At 73.7% G+C, this 26,656-nt stretch carries 21 protein-coding genes; 13 read left to right on the forward strand and 8 right to left on the reverse strand.

Annotated elements, in window-relative coordinates; translation table 11 throughout:
* Window positions 1-61 precede the first annotated feature (61 nt).
* Entirely contained in the window at window positions 62-577 is a 516-nt protein-coding gene (locus ABD823_RS24765; RefSeq protein ID WP_344863552.1) for a hypothetical protein, read from the reverse strand.
* A gap of 304 nt (window positions 578-881) precedes the next feature.
* On the opposite strand from ABD823_RS24765, the gene ABD823_RS24770 reads away from it, so the two are divergent.
* Window positions 882-2,012 (forward strand): LuxR C-terminal-related transcriptional regulator, encoded by a 1,131-nt coding sequence (locus tag ABD823_RS24770; protein WP_344863554.1) that lies wholly within the window; start codon window positions 882-884, stop codon window positions 2,010-2,012.
* Window positions 2,013-2,167: 155 nt separating this feature from the next.
* On the opposite strand, the gene ABD823_RS24775 is transcribed toward ABD823_RS24770, so the two are convergent.
* From ABD823_RS24775 to ABD823_RS24785, 3 genes are all read right to left on the reverse strand, one after another.
* Window positions 2,168-2,710, reverse strand: a complete 543-nt coding sequence (locus ABD823_RS24775) for a hypothetical protein (RefSeq protein WP_344863556.1) — start codon at window positions 2,708-2,710, stop codon at window positions 2,168-2,170.
* A 274-nt stretch (window positions 2,711-2,984) separates the two neighbouring features.
* Window positions 2,985-4,550 carry a pectate lyase family protein gene (locus ABD823_RS24780; RefSeq protein WP_344863558.1) on the reverse strand — a complete coding sequence of 522 codons (1,566 nt, stop codon included), beginning with the start codon at window positions 4,548-4,550 and terminating at the stop codon, window positions 2,985-2,987.
* A 1,028-nt stretch (window positions 4,551-5,578) separates the two neighbouring features.
* Window positions 5,579-5,818 (reverse strand): DUF7873 family protein, encoded by a 240-nt coding sequence (locus ABD823_RS24785; RefSeq protein WP_486352086.1) that lies wholly within the window; start codon window positions 5,816-5,818, stop codon window positions 5,579-5,581.
* 201 nt (window positions 5,819-6,019) lie between these two features.
* Here ABD823_RS24785 and ABD823_RS24790 point away from each other — a divergent pair, with 201 nt between their 5' ends.
* The 4 genes from ABD823_RS24790 (at window position 6,020) to ABD823_RS24805 (ending at window position 10,803) form a co-directional block, all read left to right on the forward strand.
* Entirely contained in the window at window positions 6,020-6,649 is a 630-nt protein-coding gene (locus ABD823_RS24790) for an RNA polymerase sigma factor (protein WP_344863562.1), read from the forward strand.
* The gene (locus ABD823_RS24795; RefSeq protein WP_344863564.1) at window positions 6,642-7,757 is read left to right on the forward strand and encodes a CU044_5270 family protein; all 1,116 of its coding nucleotides are present in this window, start codon (window positions 6,642-6,644) and stop codon (window positions 7,755-7,757) included. The genes ABD823_RS24790 and ABD823_RS24795 overlap by 8 nt, the downstream gene beginning before the upstream one ends.
* A gap of 214 nt (window positions 7,758-7,971) precedes the next feature.
* On the forward strand, window positions 7,972-9,687 hold the full coding sequence (locus ABD823_RS24800) for a heparinase II/III domain-containing protein (protein ID WP_344863566.1): 1,716 nt from the start codon (window positions 7,972-7,974) through the stop codon (window positions 9,685-9,687).
* Window positions 9,688-9,843: 156 nt separating this feature from the next.
* Window positions 9,844-10,803, forward strand: coding sequence for a TAXI family TRAP transporter solute-binding subunit (locus ABD823_RS24805; protein WP_344863568.1), 960 nt, complete (start codon window positions 9,844-9,846; stop codon window positions 10,801-10,803).
* A gap of 131 nt (window positions 10,804-10,934) precedes the next feature.
* On the opposite strand, the gene ABD823_RS24810 is transcribed toward ABD823_RS24805, so the two are convergent.
* Both ABD823_RS24810 and ABD823_RS24815 read right to left on the reverse strand, forming a co-directional pair.
* Entirely contained in the window at window positions 10,935-12,452 is a 1,518-nt protein-coding gene (locus tag ABD823_RS24810) for a sensor histidine kinase (RefSeq protein ID WP_344863570.1), read from the reverse strand.
* Between the two features lie 6 nt (window positions 12,453-12,458).
* Entirely contained in the window at window positions 12,459-13,142 is a 684-nt protein-coding gene (locus ABD823_RS24815; RefSeq protein WP_344863572.1) for a response regulator transcription factor, read from the reverse strand.
* A 172-nt stretch (window positions 13,143-13,314) separates the two neighbouring features.
* Between ABD823_RS24815 and ABD823_RS24820 the strand changes: the two genes are divergently transcribed.
* From ABD823_RS24820 to ABD823_RS24830, 3 genes are read left to right on the forward strand one after another with little or no spacing between them, the layout of a single operon-like run.
* Window positions 13,315-14,337: a tripartite tricarboxylate transporter substrate-binding protein gene (locus tag ABD823_RS24820; RefSeq protein ID WP_344863574.1), complete on the forward strand. Its 1,023-nt coding sequence runs from the start codon at window positions 13,315-13,317 to the stop codon at window positions 14,335-14,337.
* A 1-nt stretch (window position 14,338) separates the two neighbouring features.
* Window positions 14,339-14,800: a tripartite tricarboxylate transporter TctB family protein gene (locus ABD823_RS24825; protein WP_344863576.1), complete on the forward strand. Its 462-nt coding sequence runs from the start codon at window positions 14,339-14,341 to the stop codon at window positions 14,798-14,800.
* Between the two features lie 19 nt (window positions 14,801-14,819).
* A complete protein-coding gene (locus ABD823_RS24830; protein WP_344863578.1) occupies window positions 14,820-16,325 on the forward strand; it encodes a tripartite tricarboxylate transporter permease in 1,506 nt (501 codons plus the stop codon).
* 71 nt (window positions 16,326-16,396) lie between these two features.
* Here the strand turns inward: ABD823_RS24830 and ABD823_RS24835 are convergent, their stop codons facing one another.
* Both ABD823_RS24835 and ABD823_RS24840 read right to left on the reverse strand, forming a co-directional pair.
* Window positions 16,397-17,944, reverse strand: coding sequence for a sugar ABC transporter ATP-binding protein (locus tag ABD823_RS24835; protein WP_344863580.1), 1,548 nt, complete (start codon window positions 17,942-17,944; stop codon window positions 16,397-16,399).
* A 131-nt stretch (window positions 17,945-18,075) separates the two neighbouring features.
* Window positions 18,076-18,888, reverse strand: a complete 813-nt coding sequence (locus tag ABD823_RS24840) for a DeoR/GlpR family DNA-binding transcription regulator (RefSeq protein WP_344863582.1) — start codon at window positions 18,886-18,888, stop codon at window positions 18,076-18,078.
* Window positions 18,889-19,174: 286 nt separating this feature from the next.
* On the opposite strand from ABD823_RS24840, the gene ABD823_RS24845 reads away from it, so the two are divergent.
* The 5 genes from ABD823_RS24845 (at window position 19,175) to ABD823_RS24865 (ending at window position 26,576) form a co-directional block, all read left to right on the forward strand.
* Window positions 19,175-20,251, forward strand: coding sequence for an ABC transporter substrate-binding protein (locus ABD823_RS24845; RefSeq protein ID WP_344863584.1), 1,077 nt, complete (start codon window positions 19,175-19,177; stop codon window positions 20,249-20,251).
* Window positions 20,252-20,323: 72 nt separating this feature from the next.
* Complete coding sequence (locus ABD823_RS24850) at window positions 20,324-21,847, forward strand: sugar ABC transporter ATP-binding protein (protein WP_344863586.1); 1,524 nt, start codon at window positions 20,324-20,326, stop codon at window positions 21,845-21,847.
* Window positions 21,840-22,796 (forward strand): ABC transporter permease, encoded by a 957-nt coding sequence (locus ABD823_RS24855; RefSeq protein ID WP_344863588.1) that lies wholly within the window; start codon window positions 21,840-21,842, stop codon window positions 22,794-22,796. The genes ABD823_RS24850 and ABD823_RS24855 overlap by 8 nt, the downstream gene beginning before the upstream one ends.
* Entirely contained in the window at window positions 22,793-23,797 is a 1,005-nt protein-coding gene (locus tag ABD823_RS24860) for an ABC transporter permease (RefSeq protein ID WP_344863590.1), read from the forward strand. Before ABD823_RS24855 ends, ABD823_RS24860 begins: the two co-directional genes overlap by 4 nt.
* Window positions 23,798-23,816: 19 nt before the next feature.
* Entirely contained in the window at window positions 23,817-26,576 is a 2,760-nt protein-coding gene (locus tag ABD823_RS24865; protein ID WP_344863592.1) for an AbfB domain-containing protein, read from the forward strand.
* Window positions 26,577-26,656: the final 80 nt, after the last annotated feature.

Raw genomic sequence — 26,656 nt, forward strand, 5'->3', positions numbered from 1 at the left:
GGTGCCTCCCCATCGTCCGTCACACGGAGAGCCGGTGGCGGGCCGCGGCGGAACGGCGCCGCTACTCCTCCTCCTCTTCCTCCTCGCCCCCGCTGTAGAGGTAGACCCACTTGCCGCAGTACTTCTTGCGCTCGGTCTCGTCGTCCCAGTAGCAGACCCGGGCCGAGACGTGGGTGACGCCGAAGCCCGTGACGGCGCGGCTGAAACGGGCGAAGCCCGCGGAGCCGCACTTCCTGGCCCAGTAGCTCCTGTCCAGGTCGTCGCCCTCGAACTTGACCTCAAGGTGCGCGCACAGCCAGGAGGGCGAGCCCTTGTCGTACAGCCTGGCGTCGACGACGAACCTGTCGCCGTGCTCCTCGTCCACCAGGTAGCGGCCGACGGCGTAGGCCCGCGAGCCCTCGTGGTAGCGGGAGTAGACCGGTCCCCAGCGCTCGGGCGGGTCGGCGCGGAAGCCCGCGGCCGCGGCCGCGGCCGGGGCGGTCGCCTCGGCGGCGGCGGTGAGCGCGGCCGCCCCGCCTGCGGCGAGTGCGCCGCAGGCGGCGGTCAGGCCGAGGAGGCGGCGGATGGAACGGTGCATCGTGTTCTCCTGTCTCCTGAGTGCGGGAGAGAACCGCCGGCGCCGTCGTGCGGCGTCCCGGCGCGTGCCGTCGGCCGGAGACGGCGGGCGGGGCGTGGACGGAGCGTCCCGCCGGGTGGTCCGGGGGCCTCCGGCGCGGACGGCTCCCGTTGCCGGCCGCGTCGCTTCCGGCTGCCGTCGTTGTCGTCCTCAGAATGCGTTTTGGACCGTTCCCGCGGCACCCCGCGAATGAGGGGCGGGCGGGTGGACAATCCCCTCAAACGGGGGGGTTGTGGGATCTCGTCCGAGCGTCCACGATCGATCGGTGGAGCCTGTTTCCGGCACTCCGCCGGCCTCGCGCGTGCTCGAACGGATCCGACGGGCGGTTCGGGCGCGCATCGCGGACAACGCCCTGCTGGACGAGATCTCCCGGCTGCTGCGGGAGGCCGTCCCCTTCGACGCCGCCTTCTGGGCGGCGGCCGACCCGCTGACGATGCTCGCCACCTCTCCCACCAGGCTGGAGAACCTCGGTTCCGGCGAAGCCTGCGACAGCTACTGGGAGAACGAGTTCTTCGTGGAGGACGTCAACCACTTCCGTACGCTGGCCCGCCGCAGGACGCCGACCGCATCCCTCCACCGGGCCACGGACGGGCACCCGGCGCGCAGTTCCCGCTACCACACCCTCAACCGGCCACTCGGCCTCGGTGACGAGCTGCGCTGCCTGTTCCGCAGCGGCGGTGAGGTGTGGGGCTACGCCTGTCTGTGGCGTGCGCACGGCGCCCGGCCCTTCACCACCGCCGAGGAGCGCTTCCTGTCCGATCTGTCCGCTCCGATCGGTGACGCCTTCCGCCGCGCGGCGCTGCTGCGGCCGGATCCCGCGGCCGACACGCTCGACGCGCCCGGGGTGCTCACCTTCGACCGGTCGGGAAGGCTCGAATCGGTCACCGAGACCGCGGAGCTGTGGCTGCGCGAGCTGCCGTTCACGCAGGTGGACGGCGACGGCCGGGACGCCGTTTCCATCCCCGCCGAGCTGCGCGCGGTCGTGAACAAGGCCCGCGCCATCGCCGCCGGCCGCGACGCGGGCACCGCACGGGCACGCCTGCTGCTCCACGGCCGCTGGCTGATGATCCACGGTTTCCCCCTGCGGGAGCCGAACGGCGAGGGCGGCAAGACGGCCGTGGTGATCGAACCGGCCAAGGCCACCGACCTCGCACCGCTCATCGTCAGGGCCTACCGGCTCGGACGGCGTGAGCAGCAGATCACCCGGCTGGTCGCCGGCGGCCTGTCCACCGCGGAGATCGCCGCGACGCTCTGCCTGTCCACCCACACCGTCCGCGGCTATCTGAAGCAGGTGTTCGAGAAGGTCGAGGTGTCGACCCGTGGCGGCCTCGTGGCGAAGATCTTCGCTGAACACCACAAGGGCACGCTGAACCCGGACATCCACACCGCCCTCTGAGACCGCAGGGGTGCCGCCGCGAGCCGCCCGTCCGCCGCCCGTCCGCCGCCCGCCGCGGCGTGCCGGAGCGGATGGTGCGGCGGCGTGCCGGGGCGGGTGGTGCGGCGGCGCGGCGGGCGGCGGCGCGGCGCCGCCCGCCCGTGGCCGGGGACGCGCTAGTTGGCGCAGTCCTGGTTCTTGAGCGCCAGGGCGATCTCGTAGATCTCGCCGTGGGACAGCAGGAAGTAGTAGGAGGCCCGGGGGTTGCCCGGCACGGACACGGTGGCGTATCCGCTGGCCGCCTGCTTCAGCTTGGGGTAGGCCTTTATCATCTGCCCGGCGGTGGAGCCGATCCTGATTCCCTGCGGAGTCTTCACGCCGGGGGGAGCGAAGATCATGGCCACGCCGCGCTTCCTGGAGATGTACAGGCCGACCTCGTCGCGGCCGGTCGGATGCGCCTTCAGGTCCCAGCCCGTGCACGGGCCCGTGCCCGGCTTGCGCACGATCTTCCCGGTCGCCCGGGCCTTCCCGGTGCTCATCCCCAGCCGCACGCCACCGTATCCGAACGGGCCCAGCGTGCCCTTCACCCGGGCCGCGGTCCGGTCCGCCGCGGACTCCGCGACCGCCGCGGGCGCGGCGCCGTACAGCAGCGCGGTCCCTGACAGGGCCGCGGCCAGTGCCGCGTGGCTCAGGCGCCGGGCGGTCGTGTGCTTCGTCATGTTTCCTCCGTTGGATGGTGGGCCGTACACCGGTTCGACGGAGGACGGGCCGCGAAAGTTCGCTCCGGCGAGGCCGCGGATCATGCGGGGGTTCCGGGGGCGGTGCCGTGGGCGGGGCCTCGGCGGCCCGGGGCCGGGGAGCCGTCCGATCCGACCGCCCCCGGCCCCGGGTGGCCGGCGCCGTACGGCGGTCGCGGCGCCGGGGCCGGAGGCGTTCCCGCCGCCCGGCGGACCGGGGGTGCGCCGGTTCCGGGCGGACGGCGGGACCGTACGGCTATCCGGCGTACGTCTCGTACTCGGCGACCTTGGGCGTGCCGGTCGAGCCGGTGATCTCGAAGGTGATCTTGCGCAGCGAGGTCCGGGGGAAGGTGATGACGCCGGCCCCGCTGCCGGAGGTCAGCACGGCGCCGGTGTCGCCGTTGAGGACCCGCCAGGTCTTGATGCTGCCCGCGGAGCCCGACGCCTCACGGATGTTGATCTTGGACACCGCGGTGGCGGAGCCCCACTTGATCGAGATGGAGCCGGTCGAGCCGGCCGGCGACCAGTAGGTGCTCAGGTCGCCGTCCCGCACGTTGCCGTAGCTCGTCCCACTGGCCTTGCTGGAGCCGTCGGAGCCGGCCCCGATGCTGAGGTTGGTCCCGCTCGGCTGGGTCGGCGTCGACGTGGGGGTGGAGGTCGGCGTCGACGTGGGGGTGGAGGTCGGGGTGGACGTGGGGGTGGCGGTGGGGGTGGGGTCCGGCGTCTGCGGCGAGCAGCTGCCGTCCGACACCTTCAGCCCCTTGCCGGCGCCCGCCGTCTGGCTCACGATGCTCGGCACGCAGCCGGCCGCGTCGAGGCTGTAGGAGTAGGGGATGCTGACGGTGGTGTTGGACTGCGGGTTGGGGCCGGCGGGCTTGTTGTCGCCGCTGGGGCTGGACCAGGTCACGTTGTCGAAGATGTTGCCGCTGACCTGCCAGTAGCCGGCCTCGTCGGTGTAGAAGGTGCCGAGGACGTCCTTGGAGTTCTTGAAGTAGTTGTTGTCCACCTTGGCGCGCGCCCCGGCCCGGGAGTTGATGCCGGACTCGTTGAGCTTCACGTAGTGGTTGTTGTAGATGTGGGCGATGCCGCCGCGCAGCAGGGGCGTACGGGAGTCGATGTTCTCGTACAGGTTGTGGTGGTAGGTGATGAAGCCGTTCGAGCGGTCGCTCTCGCTGGACCCGACGAGGCCGCCGCGGCCGGAGTTGCGCAGGATGCTGTAGGACAGGGTCACGTACTGGACGTTGTCCTTCATGTCGAACAGGCCGTCGAAGCCCTCCGACTCCCCGCCCGACGCCTCCAGGGTGACGTGGTCGACCCAGACGTTGCGGACCGTGCTCTCCATGCCGATGGCGTCGCCGCCGTTGGACGTGGGTGAGCCCGACTTCTTGACGTTCCGGACGGTCACGTTCTGGATGATGATGTTGTTGGAGTCGCGGATGTGGATGCCCACCTGGTCGAAGACGGCTCCGCCGCCGACGCCGACGATCGTGACGTTGCTGATCTGCTTGAGCTCGATCACACCGGCGGCGGTGTTGCAGCTGCTGCCCGACACCTTGCCGGTGTTGCCGTGGTTGATGGTCCCCTCGACCTCGATGATGATCGGGGTGCTGCTGCTGGCCCGGTTGCACAGGGCCGCGTGGATCGCGGTCCCCGTGGTGGCCCGCACCCGCTGCCCGCCCGCGCCGCCGGTGGTCCCGCCGTTCTGGGTCGCGTAGCCGGTGGCGCCGCCGGCCGCCGCCGACGCCGCGGGTGCCGACAGGGCCGTACCGGTCGCGGCCACAACGGCCGTCGTGGCCAGCGCCGCATAGAGTCGTCGTCTCATCCTTGCCTTCTTTCGTCGTCGAGTGCCGGGTTCCGCTGCTGCATGCCGTGGTCGTCCCGGCGGGCCGTCGGGGCCGCCGGCCTGTCGCCGGGCAGGTCGCCGGGCAGGTCGCCGGTCGGTGCGGATGCGGTCGTTCTCGTCGATGCGGGCCGGGTCGGCGGTCCCGCCACCCGTCACGAGAGGCCGTCGCCGTCGGGGCCGCGATGGATGGCGCGATACGTCTCGGTCATGGCGTGCACCCTTCGTTCCGTGGCGCGTCGGCATGCTGGACGAAGTCCCCGCGCCGGATCGGTGGCGGCTCAGCGGCTCATACACGGAGTAGCTGCAGGCGCCGCGGGCTCCGCCTTCACAGGCCCGGTCACTCCGGGTCAGGAAAGCGTTTTCCGACGGCGAGAATAGGCGGGTGTCCGTCAGGTTGGCAAGACCGCGGTCACCGGGAATTCATCCGTCCGGGTCGAGCGCGCCGGACTCGGCGGGGCGCCGCCGGACCGATCGCACCGGTAGAGGCCGGTCCGGGCGGCCTGAGCCCGGGCCGCCCGGACCGGCGCCCTGAGACCTGATCCCGGCCGCCCGGACGGGGCTCTGGGTCCGCCCGCACCGGGGAGCGCGCGGACCGGACCGCCGTCGGGCCGCGCCGGGAAAGGAGCGACCCCCGGGTGCCTGTCCATGTCCCCGGGGGGCTGGGGAGCCGCCATGTTCCGGCGTCAGCGGCGTTCAAGAGAGTGGATCAGTCGTGACGGCGTCGCGCTCTGCCGCTGAACCACCGGCGCACGGCAGAGCACCGGGCCGGACCCGGACCGGCACCTCAACGATCACAGTCCACCCCGGTCGATCTGACGCTCGACGGCGATGCTGAATCCGGAGCGAGAGTCTGAGTTCGATCGGCTGCCTCTGCCGGTTGGGCCCCCCGGGCCCGTTCGTGCCCGGGGGAGGGATCGAACCTCCACTGCCGCCGTCGTCCAGGCTGACGTTCGGTTTCAGCTTGCGCTCCTCGCGCGCCCATCCGCCGGGGATGGGGGTTCGTGAGGCTACCCGAGCAGGTAGCCGAAGACGGTCTCGGCGATCCGCCGGTCGGTGACCTCGATGCCGTTGGCCTCCTCGCGGGCGTACTTCACCGCGTCCCGGAGCTTCTGCACCCTGCCCAGGAGTTCGTTGACGCGGCGCTGCGGAAGCGCACCGGAGAACGTCACCTTCGCCCGGTAGCCGACGACCGTGTCCTCGTTGTAGACCTGCACCTGCGCCGGGTGCTTGTCGGTCGCCTCGGCCAGGACGTCTCACATCTGAATATCCTGCCTTTTCCTGAATGCTGTTCTCATGTGCCGATGTCCGGGGATGGCGTGTGCCCGGGGCGCGGTCCGGGAGAGTGACGCACGCCACATCGGCGACCGTGAAAGCGGACCGGGGGATCGGGCGATAAGAAGCGACCGTCCGATCGATCCCGGAAGGATGAACATGCCGGGGAGACCATCATGACCGCACTGCCCCGGATCGCCCTGTCTCCGGAGGGGACCGAGCCGATCCCGCCCGCAGAGGACGCCGGGGCCGGTCCGCTCTCCCTCGACGACCCGGAGGCGTTCGGCGCGGTCTTCGACGCCTGCTTCGCGGAGATCCACCGCTACGTCGCCCAGCGGCTCGGTCCCGACCACGCCGAGGACGTCGTCGCCGAGACCTTCCTCACCGCGTTCCGCAAGCGGGACTCCTACGACCCGTCGCGGGCGAGCGTGCGGGCGTGGCTGTACGGCATCGCCACCAACCTCGTCGGCAGGCACCGCCGGCTGGAGGTGCGCACACTGCGCGCGCTCGGGCGCTACGGCTCGGACGTCGACGCTCCCGGGCACGACGAGCGCGTCGCCGCACGGGTCAGCGCGCAGAGCCTGCGGCCGGAGCTCGCGGCGGCGGTGGCCGGTCTCCACCGGCGCGACCGCGACGTCCTGCTGCTGGTCGCCCTGGCCGGGCTGAGCCACGAGGAGGTCGCCACCGCCCTGGGCATCCCGTACGGGACCGTGGGATCCCGGCTGAGCCGGGCCAGGAAGAAGCTGCGTGCCGCGCTGGGCGGCGGCAACCCGATGCTCGACCCCGAGGAGGCCGGCCGTGGATGACCTGAGGACGCTCCGCGAGCTGTACGGCGAGCCGCAGGCCGACCCGTTCGCCGCGGCCAGGGTGCGCGTCCGGGTGGAGGACGGAGTCCGCGACCACCTGGCGGCCGGGGCCGGCCGGCGCCCGGGAGCCGGATTCTGGACGCGCCTGGGGGCCGGGCCGGGGCGGTGGCGTCCGAGGCCGTCGGGGGCGGTGGCCGCGGCCGCGCTCACCGCCGTGGCGATGGCGGCGGCGGTGGCGGTCGTGGGGACGACGGCCGGTGAGCCGGGGGCGCCGGGCCGGGTCTCGGCGGTCTCCGGACGGTCGATCCTGCTGGCGGCGGCGAGCACGGCCGCCTCCGAACCCGAGGAGACCGGCGCGTACTGGAGGGTCAGGAAGCTGCACCGGCAGGTGCATCCCGAGCCGCTCGGCCGGGGCGAGAACCGCTACCGGCTGGTGGAGTCGCGGATCACCGAGCAGTGGGTGGCCAGGGACGGCCGGGTCTGGTCCGGTTCCCGGGCGCTGGGGGCGCGCCCGGCGAGCAAGGCCGACGAGGACGCCTGGCGGCGCGACGGCTCGCCCGCCGAGTGGTCGAGCCGGGGACGCGTGCTGTCCACCTCGCCGGAGGAGGGGCGCCTCACGGCGGCCACGGGCAAGGTGCCGTTCAGCATGGCCGGCCGCGCGATGACCTTCGAGCAGATCCAGGGGCTGCCGACCGAGGCCGCCGCGCTGAAGGACCGGGTGAGCCGGGTGGTGCGCGAGCAGGAGGCGGGCGGCGCCTCCGCCGGCGGCTCGCCCGACGGTGTCGTCGCCGACGCGCTCAGCGGCCTGCTGTGGAGCAAGCCGTCACCGCCCGCCGTGCGGGCGGCCGCCTACCGGGCCCTGGCGGAGCTGCCGAACGTCCGCTATCTGGGCGAGGCCGCGGACGAGCTGGGCCGCACGGGCGCCGCGTTCTCCTTCACCCTGCGGACCACCCCCTCCGTCCGGCGGACACTGATCATCGATCCCGGCGACTCGCAGGTGCTCTCCTCCACCGCCACGGGCCTGTCCGAAGCCGGAGGCGACCAGGTCGAACTGGTCCTCGAGGCGGGCTGGACCGACGACGAACCGGCCGCCCCCGGCCTCCCGTAACCGGCCGCGCCGGGCGGTCCTCCGGACCGTCCCGGGTCCGCCACGCGGTCTCTCCGCCGAACCGCCCGTTCGGGTCTCCGGCGAACCGCCGCGTGGGTCTTCGGCGACCGCGGTCACGCCCGCGGGTGCGACCCGTGGGCGTGACCCGTGGGCACGCTCGCGGGTGCGACCCGGGGCGCGCGGAGCCGCCCATACCATTGATCGGAGCAAGCACTTGTTCAACCACGTCAGCGCGGCGTCCGGCCCCGCAGCGCACCGGCCCGCCGCACCGGCGCGGCTGCGCCGTGCGGGCGCGGCCCTCCTGCGGCGGGCCGCCACGCGGGCCCTCGGGGAGCGGCGCGCCGTACCGCCCCTCCCATCGGGCGAGGGCCCGGCCGTCTGCGTGCCCGGCGGATTCCCCGCGGTGGAGGTCTCCGAGGTCCTGCGGGGCCGGGTCGCGTTCTCCGGTCTCCCGCCCGTCGAACTCGGCACGGGCGCGATCGACTGGCACCTCGACCCGCACCGGAGCAGGTCCTGGGCGCTCAACCTGCACGCGCTGCGCTGGATGGGCAGCCTGGTCGTGGAGTACGAGCGCTCGGGGAACCGGGAGTTCCTCGACCGCGCCGCCGCGATCGCCGAGGACTGGGTGCGAAACAACCCCGAAGGCGGCACCGGGGTCAGCCCGTGGGCCTGGGCCGAGCACCCGGTCGCGCTGCGCGGCCCGGCCCTGGTCTGCCTCAGCGCGCACGTGCGCGCCGCCTGGCTGCTCCGGAGCCTGGCCGAGCACGGACGGGTCCTGGCCGATCCGGCGCGCTACCGCCAGGGCCACAACCACGGCCTGGACCAGGACATCGCGCTGCTGACGATCGGCCGCCGCCTCGGCCACCGGCCCTGGCAGGAGCTGGCCGTCCGGCGGATGACGGCCTCGGCGCTGATCGCGATCGACGGGCAGGGCGCGCTGCACGAGCAGGCGCCGCGGTACGGCCTCTACGTGCACCGGCGGCTGGGGGCCGCGCTGGAGACCATCGCCGCGTGCGGGCTCGACGTCCCGGCCGGCCTGGCCGCGCGGCGCGCGTCGCTGGAGTCCTACATCGCCCACGCCACCCAGCCCGACGGCCGCCTGGTGCCGATCGGCGACGGCCCGGCGGGCGTGCGCCCGGCGGGCATCCCCGCCCAGAGGGAGACGGTGAAGGTGTTCGACGCCGGCTACGTCTTCGCCAGGACCGCCTGGGACGACCCGTCCTCGGCGTACTACTCGATCAGGTTCGGCCCCGGCCGCAGGCTGCACGGCCACGAGGACCACCTGGGCCTCACCTACCACGCCCAGGGCCGGGCCGTCCTCGTCGAGGCGGGCTTCCACTCCTACGAGCGCACGCCGTACCAGCGGTGGACGGCCTCGCCCGAGGCGCACAACGTCCCGGTCGTGCCGGGCGCGACGTTCCGGGAGGGTACGGCGACGCGCCTGGTGAGCGCGTCCGTCGGTCCGGAGCGGCAGTGCTTCCGGCTCGCCGACGACGCCTACGGCGTCCGCCGTACCCGCTCGGTGCTGGTCTGCCACGGCGCCGACCTGATGGCCGTGCTGGACGAGGTCCCGGCGGGGTCGGTGCTGCGCAGTCTCTGGCACTTCGACCCGTCGCTCACCGCGGTCTCCGTCCGCGCCGGCAGGGTCGTGCTGGCCGACGGGGAACGGCGGGTGACGCTGGTCCAGCTCCATCCGGCCTCGGGGCTGCCGCTCGACGGCCAGGAGGTGGAGGTCCAGGAGATCGCGACCGGCCACCTCAGGACGGCGCGGTCGGCGACGGTCCTGTCGCCTCCGGCGCGCTCCGTGCTGACCCTGGTCGTCCCCGGCACCGGCGACCCCGGGATCACCTGCTCCGGCGGCCGGGTGACCGTCCGCACCCCCGGCGGCCCGGTCTCCTTCCCGCTCTCCCTCGACCGGTCCGGTCCGTGATCGGCAGGGGGCGAGCGCTCCGGGGGCCGAGGAGACGCGTGCGCCTCCGGCGCGGGGCCGTCCGCGCCGCCGGCGGGGGCCGGCGCGGGGCGGAGCGCGCCGGCGGGACGCCCGCGCCCCGGTGCGGCCGGCGGCCGCCGTCCGTATCATCCCGGCATGGTGCCGAACCCGGAGCCGCGGATCAGCCGGCGGGCGGTGCTCCTGGCCGCCGGAGGGCTGCTCGCCGGCTGCTCCCGGCGGTCCGAGGCCGGCCCGGTCCACCTGAGACTGGCCACCGGTCCGGCGGGGGCGGTGTACCGGCGCGTCGGCGGCTCGCTGGCCGGACACATCTCCGAGCAGGTGCCGGGCGTCACGGTGACCACCGTGCCGAGCGGGGCGTCCGCGGACAACATCCGGATGCTGCGGGACGGCGAGGCGCACCTCGGGCTGACGAGCCTGGACGCGCTGATCACGGCCGACGGCAGTGCGCCCGCGGGGCTCTCGGCGATCTGCCGGCTCTACGACAGCCATCTGCACCTGCTGGTCATGGCCGGTTCGGCGATCGAGGAGTTCCGGGACCTGCGGGGCAGGCGCGTGTCCCTCGGCGCCCGCGGCTCGGGCACCGAGTTCACGTCGCTGCGGGTCCTGGAGCTCGGCCGGGTGAGCGCCGACGGCCGCTACCTCAGCCAGGCCGAATCGGCGGCGGCGCTGCGGGACGGCGGGATCGACGCGATGTTCTCCCTGACCGGCGTCCCGACCCCCGCCATCACGGCGCTGGCGCAGCGGCACCCGATCCGGCTCATCCCGCTGGACGCGCAGGCGGACGCGCTCCTCACGGCGTTCCCGGGTCCCTACGCGCCGGCCGTGATCCCCGCGACCGCCTACGCCGGCGTCCGGGCGACCCGCACCGTGGCCGTGCCGAACGTGCTCCTCGTCCGCGACGACCTGCCCGGCGACCTGGTCCACGCCGTCACCGGTGCCGTCTTCACGCACACCGGCACCGTCGCCTCCGCCGGCCGCGACGACGCCGAAGCCGTTCCCGAGGCGTGGCGGATCAACGTGCGCACCGGGATCTCCACCGCGTCGATCCCGCTCCATCCGGGCGCGGCCGCCTGGTTCCGCGACCACAAGCGCTGACCCGGGAGCCGAGCCGGGACGACGACCGGCCGGCGGCGGGACCGCGGGGCGGCGGCGGGTGGCGGGACCGCGGGGCGGCGGCGGGTGGCGGGACCGCGGGGCGGCGGGACGGCGGTGGAGCCCCCGGGTCCTCAGACCGGTGAGGGATCCGGCGCGCCGGACGGCGACGCGGCCCGGGGGACGAGCGGCAGCGCGACCACCGCGGCGAATCCGCGCCCGGACCCGTCCGGGCGCGGCAGTCCCTCCTCCAACCGCAGCCCGCCCCCGGCCGCCCCGACCAGGTCGGCGCAGATCGCCAGTCCCAGGCCGGTGCCGGGCACGTTCTGGTGCCGCGGCGACCGCCAGAACCGCTGCAGCGCCCGGGCCCTGTCGGACGCGTCGATCCCCTGGCCGTCATCGCGGACGGCGATCTCGGCCATGTCCCCGGCCATGTCCCCGGCCACGTCTCCAGCCCCGTCTCCGCCCGTGGCGGCGGCGCCGTGCCCGGCGCCCGCGCCACCGGGGACGACCCGGGCGCTCACCTCCACCACCTGCGCCCCCGACAGCCGCAGCGCGTTGCTGACCAGCTCGTCCAGGATGCCGCCCAGGCCGCCCGTCGGCTCCAGCAACCGCAGCCCCGGCGGCACGTCGACCGCCAGCCTCTGCCCCGCCGCCGCCGTCAACGCCCGCCACCGCTCCACCCGGGTCGCCAGCACCGCGTCGAGATCCACCGGTGAGGCCGTCCGGATGCTCTCCATCCGCGCGCTGGCCTGCAGCGAGTTCAGCAGCCGCTGCATCGCCTTCAGCTCGTCGACGGCGACGTCGTACACCTGCCGTCCGTCACCGGTGGCGCGCAGGTGCGGCTCCAGGCTCTCCACCGCGAGCCGGAGGCTGGTCAGCGGGTTGCGCAACTGGTGCGAGGCGTCGGACACGAACGCCCGCTGCCGCCGCACGGCGTTCTCGACCGCGTCCATCATGGTGTTGAACGACTCCGCCAGCCGCCGCAACTCGACCGGCCCGGCCTCGGCGTCCGCCCGGATCGTGAGGTCGCCCCGGGAGATCCGCGAGCTCGCCGCGTCCAGCTCCCGCACCGGCCGCAGCACCCACGCCGACACCGGCCAGGCGACGGCCACCAGCGCGGCCAGCGGCAGCAGCCCGAGGCCAGCGAGCCGGGCCCAGCGCACGAGGATGCGCCGGCGCGTCCGCGACAGGTCGGAGATCGTCACGACGGCGGCGGCGACCTCGCTGTCGCGCCCCACCGGCTCGGCGACCACGAGCGCGGAGTCGTCCCACGGCGCCCAGTGCGCGGACGGCTCGGGCCGCGTCCCCGCCAGCGCCGCGGTCACGATCCGGGGCAGCGCCGGCTCGTCCTGCGCGGCCCGGCGGTAGGCGTCCGCCGGTCCGAGCAGCACCGCGCCCGAGGTGTCGACCACCGCGACCGGGATGCCGTACAGCTCGTGGTAGCGCGTCAGCTCCTGCTGGAACGCCCCGGTCCGCCCGGTCGACAGCGCGGTCCTGGCCAGTGACGCGAACCGGCCGACGTCGTTGAGCCGATCGACGTACGTCTCCTGCATCTCCCGCTCGGCCACGGAGACGCCGAGCGGCACCCCGAGCGCCGCGACGAGCAGCACCGCGAGGGGCACCAGGACGACGAGCAGGCGGCGGTGCACGGCACGTCAGCCGGTCGGCTCCGGCCGGTCGGCCAGGAGCCGGTAGCCGACCCCGTGGATCGTGCGGATGGGCACGGCCGGACCGAGCTTGTGCCGCAGCGCCGCGATGTGGGTGTCCAGGGTGCGGCTCGACGACTCCCAGGTCGCGCCCCAGATCTGGTCGAGGATGACGTCGCGGCTGACCACGTTCGGCGCCCGCCGGGCCAGCAGCAGGAGCAGCTCGAACTCCTTGCGGGTCAGTGCCGCGGGCGCGCCGCCGACGGTGACCTCGCGGGTGCCGACGCCGATCCGCACCGGGCCGAGGACGAGCGGCTCGTCCGGGGGGCTCAGGGCACGCGCCGCGCGGGTGCGCCGCAGGACGGCGTCGATCCGGGCCAGCAGCTCCGGGACGCCGAACGGCTTGACGATGTAGTCGTCGGCACCGGCGCGCAGGCCGCGGACCCGCTCGTGCTCCTCCGAGCGGGCCGTCACGGCGATGACGGCGGTCTCCGGGCGGTCGCGCAGCCTGCGGATCACGTCGAGCCCGTCGCCGTCGGGCAGGTTCAGGTCGACGAGGACCACGTCGGACGGGGTGGCGTGCACGGCCTCGACGGCGGTGGACAGGCGGTGGACCTCGAACCCCGCGTGGGACAGGACGGTCACCAGACCCCGCGCCACGCGGTCGTCGTCCTCGATGATGGTGATCCGCATACCGGATTCTAAGACCGGGACGGACACCCGTGTCAGCCCTCAGTTCTTGGGATCTCCCTGACGTCCGGTGCATTCCTTGGGATTTCCCTGACACCATCCGCGCCCCCGTCGGCCGAGACTGAGGCGGCGCACGCACCGACGGATGCGGAGGCGCTGACGAGGAGGTCGCGACATGAGAACGACCAGCAGGCACCGGGCCGTGGCGCGGGTGATCGCCGCGATCGGCGTCGTTTCGCTCGCCGCCGCCTGCTCCGGCAACGGGGGCGCCTCCGGCGGAGGCGCCCCCGGCGGCTACCCTGACCGGAACATCACGTTCGTCGTGCCGTTCAGCGCGGGCGGCCCGACGGACACCGTCACCCGCATGATCGCCGAGCCGATGGCGGCCGCGCTCGGCGGCGAGATCGTCGTCCAGAACGTCGAGGGCGCCGGCGGCACGGTCGGCGCCGGCCAGGTGGCGCGGGCGAAGCCCGACGGCTACACCGTGCTCATGCACCACATCGGCATGTCGACGGCGCCCGCCCTCTACCGGGACCTGGGCTACAAGCCGCTGGAGAGCTTCGAGACGGTCGGGCTCGTCACCGAGGTGCCGATGACGGTCGTCGCCCGCAAGGACTTCGCGCCCGCGACCCTGAAGGACCTCGTGGCCCACGTGAAGGCGAACGCCGGCGAGGTCACGCTGGCCAACGCCGGCATCGGCGCCGCGTCCCACCTGTGCGGCCTGCTGTTCCAGACCGCCGCCGGCGTCAAGCTCCAGGAGGTCCCGTACGAGGGCACCGGCCCCGCGCTGACCGACCTCGTCGGCGGCCAGGTCGACTTCATGTGCGACCAGACGACCAACACCAGCGGCCAGATCTCCGCGGGCGAGGTGAAGGCGTACGCGGTCACCACTCCGGAGCGGGTCGAGAGCCTGCCCGACCTGCCCACCACGGCCGAGGCCGGGCTGCCCGGGCTCCAGGTCAGCGTGTGGCACGGCCTCTACGTCCCGGTGGGCACGCCGCAGGACGTCGTGCGGAAGCTGTCCGAGGCGCTGCAGGCGGCGCTGGCCGACCAGAAGATCGTCGACCAGATGGCCGAGCTCGGCACCGCGCCGGTCCCGGCCGGGGACGCGACGCCGCAGGCGCACCGGGCCAAGCTCGAAGAACAGCTCGGCACCTGGGCGAAGGTCATCGCCGACGCCGGCGTCAAGGCCTCCTGAGGTGGAGCGCCGCCGCTCCCTCCCCGACGTCCTCGCCGGAGGGATCTTCGTCCTGATCGGTGGCGCGTTCGCGGCGGGGTCGCTCGGTCACGAGCTGGGCACCCCGCTGCGGATGGGCCCCGGCGCCTTCCCGCTGCTGGTCGGCGCGATCACGGCCGCCCTGGGCCTGGCGATCGTCGTCAAGGGGCTCGTCGCCGGCGGGGTGGCCGCGTTCGGGCCGGTCCCCTGGCGCGCGGTCGCCGTCATCGTGCTCGCGGTCCTGTTCTTCGGATCCACCGTGCGGGGCCTCGGATTCGTGCCGACGTCGGCGGTGACCGCCCTGCTCACCACGCTGGCCGCCAGGCGCGTACGGCCGCTCGCTGCCGCGGCCGTGGCCGCCGGCCTGACCGCGGCGGCCACGCTCATCTTCGTCGTCGGGCTTCAGCTGCGGATCCCCCTGTGGGGTCCGTGGCTGGGGCTCTGACCGGGATCCGGAGTGCGGCATGGAACTCCTCGACAACCTCGCCCTGGGCCTCTCGACCGCGCTGCTGGCCCAGAACGTCCTCTACTGCTTCGCGGGGGTGCTGCTCGGGACGGCGGTCGGCGTGCTGCCGGGCATCGGGCCGACGGCGACGGTGGCGATGCTGCTGCCGATCACGTTCGGCTTCGAGCCGGTGACGGCGCTGATCATGCTGGCCGGCATCTACTACGGCGCGCAGTACGGCGGCTCGACGACCGCCATCCTGATCAACCTGCCGGGCGAGTCGTCGGCGGCGGTCACCGCGCTGGACGGGCACGAGATGGCCCGGCGGGGCCGGGCCGGCGCGGCACTGGCCACCGCCGCGATCGGGTCCTTCGTCGCGGGGACGGCGGCCACCGTCGTGCTGGCCGTCGCGGCCCCGCCCCTGGCCCGCGTCGCCCTGCGCTTCGGCCCGGCCGAGTACTTCTCGCTGGTGCTGCTCGGCCTGATCGTGTCGATCGCGCTGGCACGCGGCGAGGCGCTCAAGGCACTGGCGATGATCGCGCTCGGGGTCCTGTTCGGCACGGTCGGCCAGGACATCTACACCGGCACGCCCCGGTTCGTGTTCGACCGGCGCGAGCTGTACGGCGGCATCGACTTCGTGTCGGTGGCCGTCGGCGTGTTCGGGGTGGCCGAGATCCTGCGCAACCTGGAGGGCGAGCGGACCCGCACGGCGGTCGTCGGCGAGGTGAAGGGCCTGTGGCCGACCCGCGAGGACCGGCGCAGGATCGTCGGCCCGATCCTGCGGGGCACCGGTCTCGGCGCCGCGCTCGGCGTGCTGCCCGGCGGCGGCCACGTGCTGGCCTCGTTCACCTCCTACGCCGTCGAGAAGCGGATCTCGAAGCGGCGGCAGGAGTTCGGGCACGGCGCGATCGAGGGCGTCGCCGGCCCCGAGTCGGCGAACAACGCCGCGGCGCAGACGTCGTTCATCCCGCTGCTCACCCTGGGCCTGCCCGCCCACCCGGTCATGGCGCTGATGGTCGGCGCGTTCATCGTGCACGGCATCACCCCCGGCCCGAACGTCATCACCGACGAACCGGTGCTGTTCTGGGGCCTGATCGCGTCGATGTGGATCGGCAACGTGCTGCTCGTCCTGCTGAACCTGCCGCTGATCGGCTTCTGGGTGCGCATGCTGCGCGTCCCGTACCAGGTGCTGTTCCCGATGATCATCCTGTTCGCCGCGATCGGCACCTACTCCCTGGGCTTCAACGCCTACGACGTCCACGCGATCGTCTTCTTCGGGATCCTGGGCTACGTCCTGATCAAGTGCGGCTGCGAGCCGGCGCCGCTGCTGCTCGGCTTCGTCCTCGGGCCCCTGCTCGAGGAGAACCTGCGGCGGGCGCTCATCATCTCCCGCGGCGACGCGTCGGTCTTCCTGACCCGGCCGATCTCCGCGGTGCTCCTGGCCCTGGCCGCGGCGGCGATCGTCGTGACCGTCCTCCCGGCGGTCCGCAGGCGCCGCGAGGTCGTCTTCGCCGAGGAGGAGTAGGCGCCGCTCCGCCGGCGGCGCCGGGCCCGGCACATCTGGGACCGGCCGGCGGCGCCGGGCCCGGCACGGACCTAGGCTCCGCCGGACGGCACCGGGGCGGGGGAGTGGGCCGCCATCGCCCGCATGATCAGCCCGGCGGTGACGTCGGGGCCGTTGAGTTCGGCCGCGACGGCCCCGTCGCGCAGCACCACGATGCGGTCGGAGCCCTCCACGAGCTCCTCCAGGTCGGAGGAGATGAGCAGCACGGCCAGGCCGTCGACGGCCAGTTCGTCGATGAGCGCCTGGATCTCGGCCTTGGCGCCGACGTCGATGCCGCGGGTGGGCTCGTCCAGCAGCAGCACCTTGGGGCTCATGGCCAGCCAGCGGGCGAGCAGGACCTTCTGCTGGTTGCCGCCGGACAGCTCGCCGGCGCGCTGTCCGGGGCCGGTGGCCTTGATGCCGAGCCGCCTGATGAAGGTCTCGACGATCCGGTCGATCCTCCTGTCGGAGACGATGCCGGCCCGCGAGAGCCGGGGCAGCGCCGCGAGCGCGATGTTCTCCCTGACCGAGAGCGAGGGGATCAGCCCCTCGGCCGCGCGGTCCTCCGGCAGCATGCCGATGCCCGCGCGGATCGCGCCGCGGACCGTGCGGCCGCGCACGGGCAGGCCGGCGACCGTCACGCTGCCGGAGTCCGGGGGGAGGGCGCCCGCGATGGCGCGGGCGGTCTCGCTGCGCCCCGAGCCGATCAGCCCGCCCAGGCCGACGACCTCGCCCGGGCGGACGGCCAGGGAGACCCCCTTCAGGACGGGCTCCTTGACCAGGCCGGTGACGCGCAGGAGCGGGGCGTCGGCCGGTTCGGGATGGGAGCCGGCGAAGGCGCTCACCCCCTGCTCCGCGATCTCGGCCGCTCTGCGGCCGAGCATCAGCGAGACCAGGCGGAGCCGGTCGAGCCCGGTGACCGGGCCGGTGTGCACCACGCGGCCGTCGCGCAGCACGGTGACCCGGTCGCAGATCCGGTAGACCTCGTCCAGCCGGTGGCTGACGTAGAGCACCGCCCGGCCCTCGGCCCGCAGCCGCGCGATCACCTCGAAGAGGGTCTCCGCCTCCCGGGCCTCCAGCGACGAGGCGGGCTCGTCCAGCACCACCACCCGCGCGTCCGCCTGGACGGCCCGGGCCAGGGCCACCAACTGCTGCGTCCCCGGTCCGAACGAGCCGAGCGGCCGGCGCGCGTCCAGGCGCAGGCCGTACCCGAGCAGGATCTCCTCGGCCAGCAGTCTCGCGCGGGCGAGGTCGATGAGCCCGAAGCGGTTCCTGGGCTCGCGGCCGAGGAAGAGGTTGCGCGCCACGCTCATGCTGGGGACGAGGTTGCCCTCCTGGTGGACGGTGGAGATCCCGGCGCGCCGGGCCTCCGGGGGACCGGCGAACCGCACCTCCCTGCCGTGCAGGCGCAGCCGCCCGGCGTCCGGCCGGTGGACGCCGGTCAGCACCTTGACCAGGGTGGACTTGCCGGCGCCGTTCTCCCCGACGAGGGCGTGGACCTCGCCCGCGGCGAGCGTGAAGGACACGTGGTCGAGTGCCCGGACACCGGGGAAGCCCTTGACGATGCCCGCCGCTTCGACGGCCCGAATGGCGGCTGCCATATGACCCTCCGTGGATCGCCCGGGAGCATGTCCCGATGATGACCGAGAAAAGAAACGATTCCGTAAAGAAGTGAAACGTCATCGATCGCAGTCGGACATCCACCGGCCGCTGCGGGCCTCCGGGGGCGGCCTCAGCCGCGGGCGACGTGCAGCCGCACCCCGCGGGAGGCGAGGTCGTCCAGGATCTCCGTCGGGGCCTCGTCGTCGGTGACCAGGTGCGCGATCTCCTCGGTGGGCACGGTCTGGACCATGGTGTCGACACCGATCTTGGTGTGGTCGGCGAGCACGACGACCTCCTCTGCGGCCCGTGCGATCGCCCGGTCGACCCCGGCGACCTGGAGGTTGGGCGTGGACAGGCCGCGCTCGGCGGTCAACCCGTTGCCCGAGACGAAGGCGCGCCGCACCCGCAGCCCGGCGAGCGCGTGCTCGGCGGAACTGCCGACGAGCGCGTGGATCGAGCCGCGCAGTGTGCCTCCGGTCAGCACCACCTCGATGCGCGGGCAGTCGGCGAGCGCCTGGGCGACCAGCAGCGAGTTGGTGACGACGGCCAGCTCGGTGTGCCTGGCCAGCCGGCGGGCGAAGGCCTGGGTGGTGGTCCCGGCGCCGACGGCGATGGCGTCGCCGTCCTCGACCAGGGAGGCGGCGAGGTCGGCGATGGCCGTCTTCTCCGTGCCGGACAGCTGGGCCTTCTGCAGGTAGGTCGGCTCCCGGGAGAGCTCCCCCGGCAGGGTGGCCCCGCCGTGGTGGCGGTCGAGGAGGCCCTCGCCCTCCAGGATCCGCACGTCCCGGCGGACGGTGACCTCCGAGGAGCCGACGGCCCGGGCGAGGTCGCGCAGGGAGACGGCGCCGTTGGCGCGTACGAGGTCGAGGATGCGCTGGCGCCGCTCGGCGGCGAACAGCGGCCGGGCGCTCTCGGCCGCGTCGTGGGTCTTCCCGTCCGTCACCTGTCCGCCCGCCCTGAGACTAGTGCTGATCGGCTTCGATCATAAAGAATCCGCGTTACGGATGGATGACGGCTCCCGGTGCGTCCCGCCGCCCCTGCGCAGGAAGGGAGTCGCGGCGCGGCGGGGCCCGGACGGAAGTGTGAGCGATCACATCTGATCGGACGTCTAACTTTTCTGATCGAATCAGATCGATCGTGACCGTTGCGAGGCCATCTCTTTACCGTCCCGTTGCGGAATCCCATCAATCTTTGATCACCACCCGATGGCCTCGCCCCCAGGAGGACCGATGTCCCTGCTCGCCCACCGCTCCGGCCGGGCCGCCGCCCTGCTGGCCGCCGCCCTGCTCGCCTCCGGCTGCGCCAAGGCCGAGCCCACGGCCGCGACGCCCGGCTCCTCCGGCTCGCAGGCCCGGCAGCAGGTGGCGACCCCCTCCGGCCCGGCCGGCGCGGGCTGCACGATCCAGCGGTACGGCACGGCGGCGTTCGACCTGAAGACCGCCGTGGTCGGGTTCTCCCAGTCGGAGAAGGAGGCCAACCCGTTCCGCATCGCCGAGACGCAGTCGATCAAGGACGAGGCGGCCAGGCTCGGCATCGCCAACCTCAAGACCACCAACGCCCAGTCGCAGTTCTCCAAGCAGATCAGCGACGTTCAGCAGCTCATCGCCCAGGGCGCGCAGCTGCTGGTGATCGCCCCGCTCAACTCCGACGGCTGGGAGCCGGTGCTCCAGCAGGCCGCGGCCAGGAAGGTGCCGATCATCACCATCGACCGCAAGATCAACGCCAGGCACTGCTCCGACTACCTGACCTTCATCGGATCCGACTTCGTCGAGCAGGGCAGGCGGGCCGCCGATCAGATGATCAAGGCGCTGGGCGGCAGGGGCAAGGTCGCGATCCTGCTGGGCGCCCCCGGCAACAACGTCACCACCGAGCGGACGCAGGGCTTCAAGGAGCAGATCGCCGCCAAGGCCCCGGACATCGAGATCACCTTCGAGCAGACCGGCGAGTTCGCCCGGGAGAAGGGCCAGCAGGTCACCGAGCAGCTCATCCAGTCCAACCCCGACATCGACGGCATCTACGCCGAGAACGACGAGATGGCCCTCGGCGCGGTCACCGCGCTCAAGGGCGCGGGCAAGAAGCCCGGCGACGTCAAGATCGTCTCCATCGACGGCACCCGCGGCGCGGTCCAGGGCATCGTCGACGGCTGGCTGTACGCGGTGGTCGAGTCCAACCCCCGCTTCGGCGCCCTGGCCTTCGAGACCGCCCAGAAGTTCCTGGACGGCGAGGCCGTCCCGGAGAAGGTCGTCATCGCCGACCGCGAGTACGACGCCGCCAACGCCGCCGACTCCCTCGGCCAGGCCTACTGATCCCGGCCCGACCGCGCCCGACCGGGGCGCGCGCCTCGCGGCCCGCGTGCCCCACGGCAGGAAAGGAACCCCGTGCCCGTCACCGCCCCGGTGCTCGAGACAGACGGCGTGCTGAAGGCATTCCCGGGCGTCACGGCCCTCGACCGCGTCTCCTTCGCCCTCGGCCAGGGCGAGGTGCACGCCCTCGTCGGGGAGAACGGCGCCGGCAAGTCCACCCTGATCAAGGTGCTGACCGGGGTCTACCGGCCCGACGCGGGCCAGGTCAGATACCGCGGCGAGCCGGTGGCGTTCGGCAGTCCGCTGGAGGCCCAGCGCGCCGGGATCACCACCATCTACCAGGAGGTCAACCTCGTTCCGCAGATGAGCGTGGCGCGCAACCTCTTCCTCGGCCGCGAACCCCGGGGCCGCCTCGGCCTCATCGACTTCACCGCGATGCGGGAGAGGGCCTCGCGGGTCCTGCACGGGTACGGCATCCGCTCCGACGTGCGCCGGCCCCTCGGCTCACTCGGCCTGGGCGCCCAGCAGATGGTCGCCCTGGCCCGGGCGATCGAGGCCGACGCGCAGGTCGTCATCATGGACGAGCCCACCTCGTCGCTGCAGCCGCGCGAGGTGGACCGGCTGTTCGCGGCCATCGCGGACCTGAAGGCCCAGGGCCGCTCGGTGGTCTACGTCAGCCACCGGCTGGAGGAGCTCTACCGCGTCTGCGACCGCGTCACCGTGCTGCGCGACGGGCGGCGGGTGCACACCGGGCCGCTGGCGGAACTGGAACGGCTGCGGCTGGTCTCCCTGATGCTGGGCCGCGACCCGGACCAGGTGAGGACGGAGGGGCTGACCCGCTTCGGCGGGCGGCGCCGCCCGCACGCGGCCCCCGTCCTGCGGGCGGGCGGGCTGCGCCGGGAGCACGTGCTGGACGGCGTGTCGCTGGCCGTACGGCCGGGCGAGATCGTCGGCCTGGGCGGGCTGCTGGGATCGGGCCGCAGCGAGACGGCCAAGGCGATCGCCGGTGCGCTCCCGCTCGACTCCGGCCGGGTGGAGGTGGACGGCGAGCCGGTGCCCGCCGGCTCGGTCGACGCCGCCATCCGGGCCGGGATCAGCCTGCTGCCCGAGGACCGCAAGGCCGAGGGGATCGTGCCCGGCCTCTCCGTGCGGGAGAACATCGTGCTGGCCGCCCTGCCGCGCCTGGCCCGCGCCGGGATCGTCTCCGAGGCCGACGTCGACCGCGTCGTGGCGGCGTTCATGCGCCGCCTGCGCATCAAGGCCGCCGGTCCCGGACAGCGCGCCGGCGAGCTGTCCGGCGGCAACCAGCAGAAGGTCCTGCTCGCCCGCTGGCTGGCCATGGACCCCAAGGTGCTGCTGCTGGACGAGCCCACCCGCGGCATCGACGTCGGCGCCAAGGCCGAGGTCCAGGCGCTCATCGACGAACTGGCCGCCGGCGGCCTGGCCGTGCTGCTCATCTCCTCCGACCTGGAGGAGCTCGTGGAGGGGTCGGAGCGCGTGGTGGTGCTGCGCGACGGGGCCGTCGCGGGCGAGCTGAGCGGCCCCGACGTGACAGAGGAGAAGATCATGGCCGCGATCGCGGGGGAGAACGATGACTGAGACCGTCCCTGCGAGGGGCGCGCTCGACCGGGCCAGAGCGGTCGCCTGGCTCCAGGAGTACGGCGTGTACGCCGCGGTCGTCGCGCTGTTCGCCTTCAACGCCGTGTTCACCCCGCACTTCCTGGCCGCCGACAACTTCCGCACCCAGCTCGTCCAGGTCGCCCCGATCGTCATCGTCTCGCTCGGCATGGCCCTGGTGATCGGCACGGAGGGCATCGACCTGTCGGTCGGCTCGGTGATGGCGCTGACCGCCTCCGTCGTGGCGCTCTACCTGGGGTACGGCGCGCTGCCCGCCATCGCCATGGCGCTGCTGGCCGGAGCGCTGGTCGGCGCGGCCGGCGGCGCGCTCGTGGCGGTGGTGGGCGTGCAGCCGATCGTCGCCACGCTCGCCCTCCTGGTGGGGGTGCGCGGCCTGGCCAACGTGTTCCTCCCGCAGTTGCGGGAGTTCACCAACCCCACCCTCGTCGCGCTCGGCAGCGAGGCGGTCGCCGGAGTGCCGATCGTCGTGGCCGTCGCCGCCGCCCTGGTCGCCGCCGTCGCGTTCCTCGTCCGGCGGACCACCTTCGGACGGCAGCTCGTCGCCATCGGCGGCAACCGCGCGGCCAGCAGGCTCTCCGGCCTGCCGGTCCGCCGCGTCCTGCTGGCCGTCTACGTCCTGTCCGGGGTGCTCGCCGCGGTCGCCGGGGTGCTCGCCACCTCCCGGCTGCAGGCCAGCGACCCCACCTCCCTGGGGCTGTTCATGGAGCTGTCGGCCATCACCGCGGTCGTGGTCGGCGGCACCCCGCTGAGCGGCGGCCGCGTCCGGGTGCTCGGCACCGTGATGGGCGCACTGCTCATGCAGCTGCTCCAGGCGACCCTGATCAAGCACGACCTTCCCCAGTCATGGACCCAGATGGCCCAGGCCGTGATCATCCTCGCGGCCGTCTACGCAGCGCGGGAGCGCCGGTGACCGCACAGACCGCCCGGCCGGCCCCGCCGGCGACGACCGCACCGACCTCCCGCGAGCGCGCGGGGCGCCTCTTCCAGCGGCACGGCGCCCTCATCGTGCTCTGCGCGCTGCTGGCCGCCGGCACCTTCGCGTTCGACTCCTTCACCACGCCGGCCAACCTCGGCAACATCGCGACCGCGTCCTCGTTCCTGGCGATCATCGCGATCGGCATGACCTTCGTCATCGTCTCCGGCGGCATCGACCTGTCCGTCGGCTCCCTCTTCGCGCTCGGCGGAGTCCTCGCGGCGTACGGCTCCCGCCACGGCACGCTCGCCGCGCTGGCGCTGCCGGTGGCGGTCTGCGGGCTCTTCGGCCTGGTCCAGGGAGTCATCATCGCCAGGACCCGGATGGCGCCGTTCATCGTCACCCTCGCCGGGCTGCTCGGCGCGCGGGGCCTGATGCTGTCGCTGACCGACGAGGGCGCCACCACCTACCTGGTGGAGGACGAGGCGTTCGCGGCGATCGGCCAGGGCACGCTGGCCGGAGTCGGCCACCCGTTCCTCGTCATGCTGGTGATCCTGGCCGCCGCGGCGGTCCTGCTGCAGCGCACCGGCTTCGGGCAGAACGTCTACGCCATCGGCGGCAACGAGGACGCCGCCGCCCTCATGGGCGTGCCGGTGACCCGCATCAAGATCATGGTCTACCTGATGTCCGGGCTGCTCGCCGGCCTGGCCGGGGCACTCAACGCCGCCCGGCTGTCCTCCGGCGTGACGATCCTCGGCATCGGCCTCGAACTCGACGTGATCGCGGCCGTGGTGATCGGCGGCACCCTGCTCACCGGCGGCGCCGGCGGCCTCGGCGGCACGATCGCCGGAGCGCTGCTCCTCGGCGTCATCCAGAACCTGATCAACCAGATCCCCGGACTGTCCTCCTCCTTCCAGCAGGTCGTCAGCGGCGTGTTCCTCGCCGCCGTCGTCATCACCCACCGGATCCTCAGCGGAGTACGGCACGGCACCACCTAACCCCCCACGGAGGCAGCACATGGCCCGCTCCCGTCCACCCCTCACCTCCCTCCTGCTGATCCTGCTCCTGTCGGCCCTGCTGCCCGCGGCGGCCGTCGCGGCCCCCGCCGCGGCGGACGGCCGGCAGCAGCAGACGCCCCCGCTCACCACCCCCTGGACCGCGCAGGTCTCCCCGGACAACGCGCTGCCGGAGTATCCCCGGCCGCAGCTGGTCCGCCCCGACTGGCAGAACCTCAACGGCGTGTGGCAGTTCGCCGGCGCCACCTCGATCGACGACCCGCCCGTGGGCAGGGACCTCGCCGAGTCCGTGCTCGTGCCGTACCCCGTCGAGTCCGCGCTCTCGGGCGTCCAGCGGCACGAGGACCACATGTACTACCGGCGGACCTTCACCGTGCCGGCCGCCTGGAAGGGCCGCAGGATCCAGCTCAACTTCGGCGCGGTCAACTGGCGGGCCAAGGTCTGGGTCAACGGCACCCCGGTCGGCGAGCACAGCGGCGCCTACGACCCCTTCACCTTCGACATCACCTCCGCGCTGAACGGCGGGACGAACGAGCTGATCGTCGGCGTGCACTCCCCGGTCGACGCCGGCGGCCAGCCGGTCGGCAAGCAGCGGCTCCGCCCGGACGGCATCTTCTACACCGCGTCCTCCGGCATCTGGCAGACCGTCTGGCTTGAGCCGACCAACGCCGCCCGCATCACCCGGCTCGACACCACCCCGGACGTCGCCGCGGGCGTCCTCGACCTGGTGGTCAAGGGCGCGGGCGTCTCCGGTCAGGGCGTGCGCGCCGTCGTGCTGTCCGGAGGGCGGCGGATCGCCGCCGCCGAGGGGAGGGTCGGCGCCCACCTGCGCATCCCGATCCCCAACGCCCGCCTCTGGTCCCCGGACGACCCCCATCTCTACGACCTCCGGGTCACCCTGACCGGCAGGGGCGGCGGCGACACCGTCTCCGGCTACTTCGGGATGCGCTCCATCGGCAAGGCCGTGGTCGGCGGCGTGCTGCGCCCCGTCCTCAACGGCAGGTTCGTCTTCAACCTCGGCACCCTGGATCAGGGGTACTGGCCCGACGGCATCTCCACCGCCCCCACCGACGCCGCGCTCCGCTTCGACCTGGAGCGGCAGAAGGCGCTCGGCTTCAACACCGTGCGCAAGCACATCAAGGTCGAACCGGCCCGCTGGTTCTACTGGGCCGACCGGCTCGGCCTGATGGTCTGGCAGGACATGCCGTCCATGCGCACCGGTTCCGCCCCGTCCGCGGCCGACCGGGCGAACTTCGAAGCCGAGCTGTACCGCATGGTCGACAACCTGCGCGGCATCACCTCGATCGTGCAGTGGGTCCCGTTCAACGAGGGCTGGGGCGAGTACGACCCGGCGCGCATCGCCGACCTCGTCAAGAGCTGGGATCCCACGCGCCTGGTCAACAACAACTCCGGCTCCAACTGCTGCGGGTTCGACGGCGGCAACGGCGACGTCGTCGACGACCACATCTACGTCGGCCCCGGCGTCACCAACCCGCCCACCGCGGACCGCATCGCGGTGCTCGGCGAGTTCGGCGGTCTGGGCCTGCGGGTGGACGGCCACGAGTGGGCGCCGGGCAAGGGCTTCGCCTACGAGATGACCCCCGACGCGGCGACCCTGACCCGCCGCTACGAGCAGGTGACGCGCGCCGTGAAACCCCTCATCGCCGGCCGCGGCCTGTCGGCGTCGATCTACACCCAGCCGGTCGACGTGGAGAACGAGGTCAACGGCCTGTACACCTACGACCGCCGGGTGCTCAAGGTCGACGAGGCGCGGGTGCGCGCCGCCAACCTGGAGGTGCTGGAGGCCGCCCGCGCGGCGGCGGGCACCTACGTGTCGCTGCGGGCCACCACCCCCGGCCGCACCGGCCACCACATCCGGAGCGGCGAGGCGGCCACCGTCGAGGCGGTGGACGCCGGCAGCGGCGACGCGCTGAAGAAGGAGACGACCTTCCGGGCGGCGCCCGGCCTCGCCGACGCCTCCTGCGTCTCCTTCGAGTCGCGGGCCTCCGCCGGAGGCTACCTGCGCCACCGCGGCTTGCGGGTGCGCACGGAGGCGCGGGACGGCTCCGCCCGGTTCGACGCCGACGCCACCTTCTGCCCCCGGCCGGGCCGCAGCGGCACCGGGACCACCTACGAGTCGTTCAACCTCCCCGGCCACTACCTGCGCCACCGCGACGCCGGGGTGTACGTCGCCCGGCCCGGAGGCCGGCACGCCTGGGACGCCCGGGCGGGCTTCGACCACGACGCGAGCTGGCAGCAGGCCCCGGCCTGGTGGCGCAGCGACGCGGAGCTGCCCGTCGGGCAGAACGTGTCGCTGCGCGTCGTCACCCCCGGTTTCACGGACCGCTACCTGCGGCACCAGGACGGCCGGGGCCTCACCGAGGCCGTCGCCGCCGACAGCCCCGAACCGCTGAAGGCCGACGCCACGTTCGCCGTACGGCGGGGCCTGTCGGACCCGTCCTGCTACTCGCTGGAGTCGCGGAACTTCCCCGGCCACTACCTGCGCCACCGCGACTTCCGCATCCACCACGACGCCCGTGACGGAACAGCCCTGTTCGACGCCGACGCCACCTTCTGCGCCCGCAGGGGCCTGTCCGACGGCGGGGTGTCGCTGGAGTCGGCCAACTATCCCGGCTACCACGTCCGGCACCACCACGCCGCCGTCTTCATCGCGGGCAGGGACGGCGCGAACCCGTCGGACACCGCCTCGGCCTACGAGGCCGACGCGACCTGGGCCGTCACCTCACCCTGGGCCCCCTGAGCACCCGGGAAGGGCGCGCCCGGCCGCGGTCCCGCCGGTCGCGGCCGAACGCGCGCACCCGGGCGCCGCGCCGTCCCCAC

The sequence above is a fragment of the Planomonospora alba genome, assembly GCF_039534085.1.
In the GTDB taxonomy this organism is placed as follows: Bacteria; Actinomycetota; Actinomycetes; order Streptosporangiales; family Streptosporangiaceae; genus Planomonospora_B; species Planomonospora_B alba.

What these genes read in the sequence shown, in the direction of transcription:
- ABD823_RS24845 (WP_344863584.1), top strand. Translation starts at nt 19,175, where the DNA reads ATGTCCCTGCTCGCCCACCGCTCCGGCCGGGCCGCCGCCCTGCTGGCC.
- ABD823_RS24780 (WP_344863558.1), bottom strand. Translation starts at nt 4,550, where the DNA reads ATGAGACGACGACTCTATGCGGCGCTGGCCACGACGGCCGTTGTGGCC.
- ABD823_RS24865 (WP_344863592.1), top strand. Translation starts at nt 23,817, where the DNA reads ATGGCCCGCTCCCGTCCACCCCTCACCTCCCTCCTGCTGATCCTGCTC.
- ABD823_RS24790 (WP_344863562.1), top strand. Translation starts at nt 6,020, where the DNA reads ATGACCGCACTGCCCCGGATCGCCCTGTCTCCGGAGGGGACCGAGCCG.
- ABD823_RS24830 (WP_344863578.1), top strand. Translation starts at nt 14,820, where the DNA reads ATGGAACTCCTCGACAACCTCGCCCTGGGCCTCTCGACCGCGCTGCTG.
- ABD823_RS24765 (WP_344863552.1), bottom strand. Translation starts at nt 577, where the DNA reads ATGCACCGTTCCATCCGCCGCCTCCTCGGCCTGACCGCCGCCTGCGGC.
- ABD823_RS24820 (WP_344863574.1), top strand. Translation starts at nt 13,315, where the DNA reads ATGAGAACGACCAGCAGGCACCGGGCCGTGGCGCGGGTGATCGCCGCG.
- ABD823_RS24805 (WP_344863568.1), top strand. Translation starts at nt 9,844, where the DNA reads ATGGTGCCGAACCCGGAGCCGCGGATCAGCCGGCGGGCGGTGCTCCTG.
- ABD823_RS24855 (WP_344863588.1), top strand. Translation starts at nt 21,840, where the DNA reads ATGACTGAGACCGTCCCTGCGAGGGGCGCGCTCGACCGGGCCAGAGCG.
- ABD823_RS24835 (WP_344863580.1), bottom strand. Translation starts at nt 17,944, where the DNA reads ATGGCAGCCGCCATTCGGGCCGTCGAAGCGGCGGGCATCGTCAAGGGC.
- ABD823_RS24815 (WP_344863572.1), bottom strand. Translation starts at nt 13,142, where the DNA reads ATGCGGATCACCATCATCGAGGACGACGACCGCGTGGCGCGGGGTCTG.
- ABD823_RS24775 (WP_344863556.1), bottom strand. Translation starts at nt 2,710, where the DNA reads ATGACGAAGCACACGACCGCCCGGCGCCTGAGCCACGCGGCACTGGCC.